Source organism: Dietzia sp. DQ11-38-2, from assembly GCF_014145055.1.
GTDB lineage: Bacteria > Actinomycetota > Actinomycetes > Mycobacteriales > Mycobacteriaceae > Dietzia.
On record NZ_JAALDW010000327.1, the window covers coordinates 338 to 2788 of the forward strand.

Sequence of the window (2451 nt, forward strand, 5' to 3'; positions counted from 1 at the left end):
AGACCGAGAACCGTCGCCAGGCGCTGGGCGACGCGTACCGCGGGGCGGTGCCCGCGATCGTCGCCAGCAACATCACCGTGGTCCTGGCCCTGCTCACGCTGTTGCTCGCCACCCTGCCGAACTATCGGTCGCTCGGCATCTCGGCGGCCGTCGGTCTGCTCGTGGCCCTGGCGTACGCCCTCGTGGCGCTCCCGGCCGCGCTGGCCGTGTGCGGGCGCGGCCTGTTCTGGCCCTTCGTCCCCCGGCCGGGGCGCGACACCGGGCGCGCGAACGCGAGCTCCAGCAAGCGCCGGCGTCTGATCGTCCCGACGACCCCCGAGGGCTTCCGCGAGGACGTGCCGTCCGGCGTCTGGGGCCGCATCGCCTCCGGAGTGGTCACCCGCCCGGCCCGGGTCCTCATCTCGTGTGTGTTGATCCTTGTCATCCTCGCGTTCGGGCTGCTGGGAACCCGGATCGGCCTCAGCCAGACCGAGCAGTTCCGCACGCCCTCCGAGGCGGTGGCCGGCCTCGAGACGGCCGCCGAGCACTTCCCGGCCGGCGTCACCGATCCTGTCACCGTGCTCACCCGGACCGGCACCGAGGCGGATGTCCTCGAGGCCGTGCAGGGGGTCGAGGGGGTCGTGTCCGCAGTGCCGGCCGGGGAATCGGATACCGGGTGGAGCCGCATCACCGTGACCCTGGACGCGGCCCCCGCGACCGACCGGTCCGAGGACAGCGTCGTGGCGTTGCGCTCCGCGGTCGACGAGGTGACGGGATCCGAGGCGATCGTCGGCGGTCCGGTGGCCGAGGCCGTCGACACCTCCGACGGCAACCTGCGCGACCTCGCACTGATCGCGCCGCTCATCCTCCTGGTGGTGTTCGCCGTCCTGGTGCTGGCGTTGCGGGCGCTGATCGCCCCGTTGCTCCTGTTGGGTGCGACGGTGCTCTCGTCGCTCGCGGCCCTCGGTCTCGGGACCTTCGTCACCACCCAGATCCTCGGCTTCCCGGGGCTGGACGTGTCGGTCCCGCTGTACAGCTTCCTGTTCCTGGTGGCCCTCGGGGTGGACTACTCGGTCTTCCTCGTCATCCGGGCCCGGGAGGAGGCGGCCACGCACTCCACCCGCGAGGCCATGGTCCGGGCCGTGGCCCTCACCGGTGGCGTGATCACCTCCGCCGGAATCGTCCTGGCCTCGGTCTTCGTGGTCTTGGGCGTGCTGCCGCTCATCGTTCTCACCCAGGTGGGTGTGATCGTGGCCCTCGGCGTCCTGCTGGACACCTTCCTCGTGAGGACCCTGGTGGTGCCGGCACTGTTCACCCTCGTCGGGGAGCGGGTCTGGTGGCCGGGCGACCCGCACGCCTCCGCGTCCCCCGGCACGGCTCCGGACGACCCCGCCCCAGCCAGCACAGCCGACACGAAGGAGACCCACCCATGACCCCGTCGCGCAGTCCCCGGTCCCGTCTGATCGCCACCGCACTGGCCGTGGTCCCGCTGATGGCCGCCGGGGTGGTGGGCGTCCCCGCGGCCGGGGCCCAGGACCTGACCGACGGAGGCCGCCTCGGCGGGGGGTCCTCGCAGCTCAGGGTCCCCGACGGTATCGCGGTGGGGTCGATCGGAGGTCCCGAGCTGCAGCAGGTCGGATACGTCGACCCCGACAGGTTCGTGGGAACCTGGTACCAGGTCGCCGCGATCCCGCAGCCGTACACGCTGCAGTGCACCAACGACACGACCGCCGAGTACGCACGAATCTCCCCCGACACGATCTCGGTGCGCAACTCCTGCGGATCGGCCCTCAGCTCGGATTCGGTGATCGAGGGCGAGGCGACGATCCGTGACACCGCCACCAACGCCTCCCTACGGGTGGATTTCCCGCAGGTGCCGTTCCAGGACGAGAACGGCCCGGTCAACTACCGGATCACCTACCTGGCGGACGACTACTCGCTGGCGATCGTCGGCGACCCGAGCCGGTCCTCCGGGTTCGTGCTGAGCCGCGGGCCCGCGCTCGACGAGGCGCAGTGGTCCACCGTCCGTGACGTCGTCGACGCGCGTGGATGGTGGTCGTGTGCGTTTCTGACCGTTCCCATGGCCGGCGGGCGGGGCGACGTCACCCCGCTGTGCCTGCTGCCCTGAGAGCCGGCCTCATGAGTATCGATCTCCGTTGCACCATCCGGGCCGGCGCGGACGAGGCGTGGGACTACCTGGCCTCGCCGGGCGCCTTCCTCCGGCTCTCGCCACCGTTCATGTCGCTGCGCCCGGTGCGCCAGGCCGATTCCCTGCGGGACGGTGAGGCCGTGCTCGAGCCGAGGTCCGCGCTCCCCGGGCCCCTGGGGATCCGATTCGGACCGCGCTGGATCGCCCGGCACGACCCCGGCGGGTACGTCGAGGGCGAGCGGTTCGTGGACCGCTGCGTCTCCCAGCCCTACGCGGGGCTGACGGGGTGGGTCCACGAGCACACCGTCACCGCCGGCCCGGAG

The 2451-nt window shown here is 72.1% G+C and carries 2 protein-coding genes and 1 pseudogene; all 3 read left to right on the forward strand.

Annotation, left to right across the window (positions count from 1 at the left end):
* On the forward strand, positions 1-1412 hold a 1412-nt coding region (locus tag G6026_RS11450; protein WP_182613248.1), incomplete at its 5' end, for an MMPL family transporter.
* Complete coding sequence (locus G6026_RS11455; RefSeq protein ID WP_182613249.1) at positions 1409-2107, forward strand: lipocalin family protein; 699 nt, start codon at positions 1409-1411, stop codon at positions 2105-2107. The genes G6026_RS11450 and G6026_RS11455, both read left to right, overlap by 4 nt.
* 11 nt (positions 2108-2118) lie before the next feature.
* A pseudogene (locus G6026_RS11460) lies at positions 2119-2451 on the forward strand (TIGR01777 family protein); the annotation flags it as partial.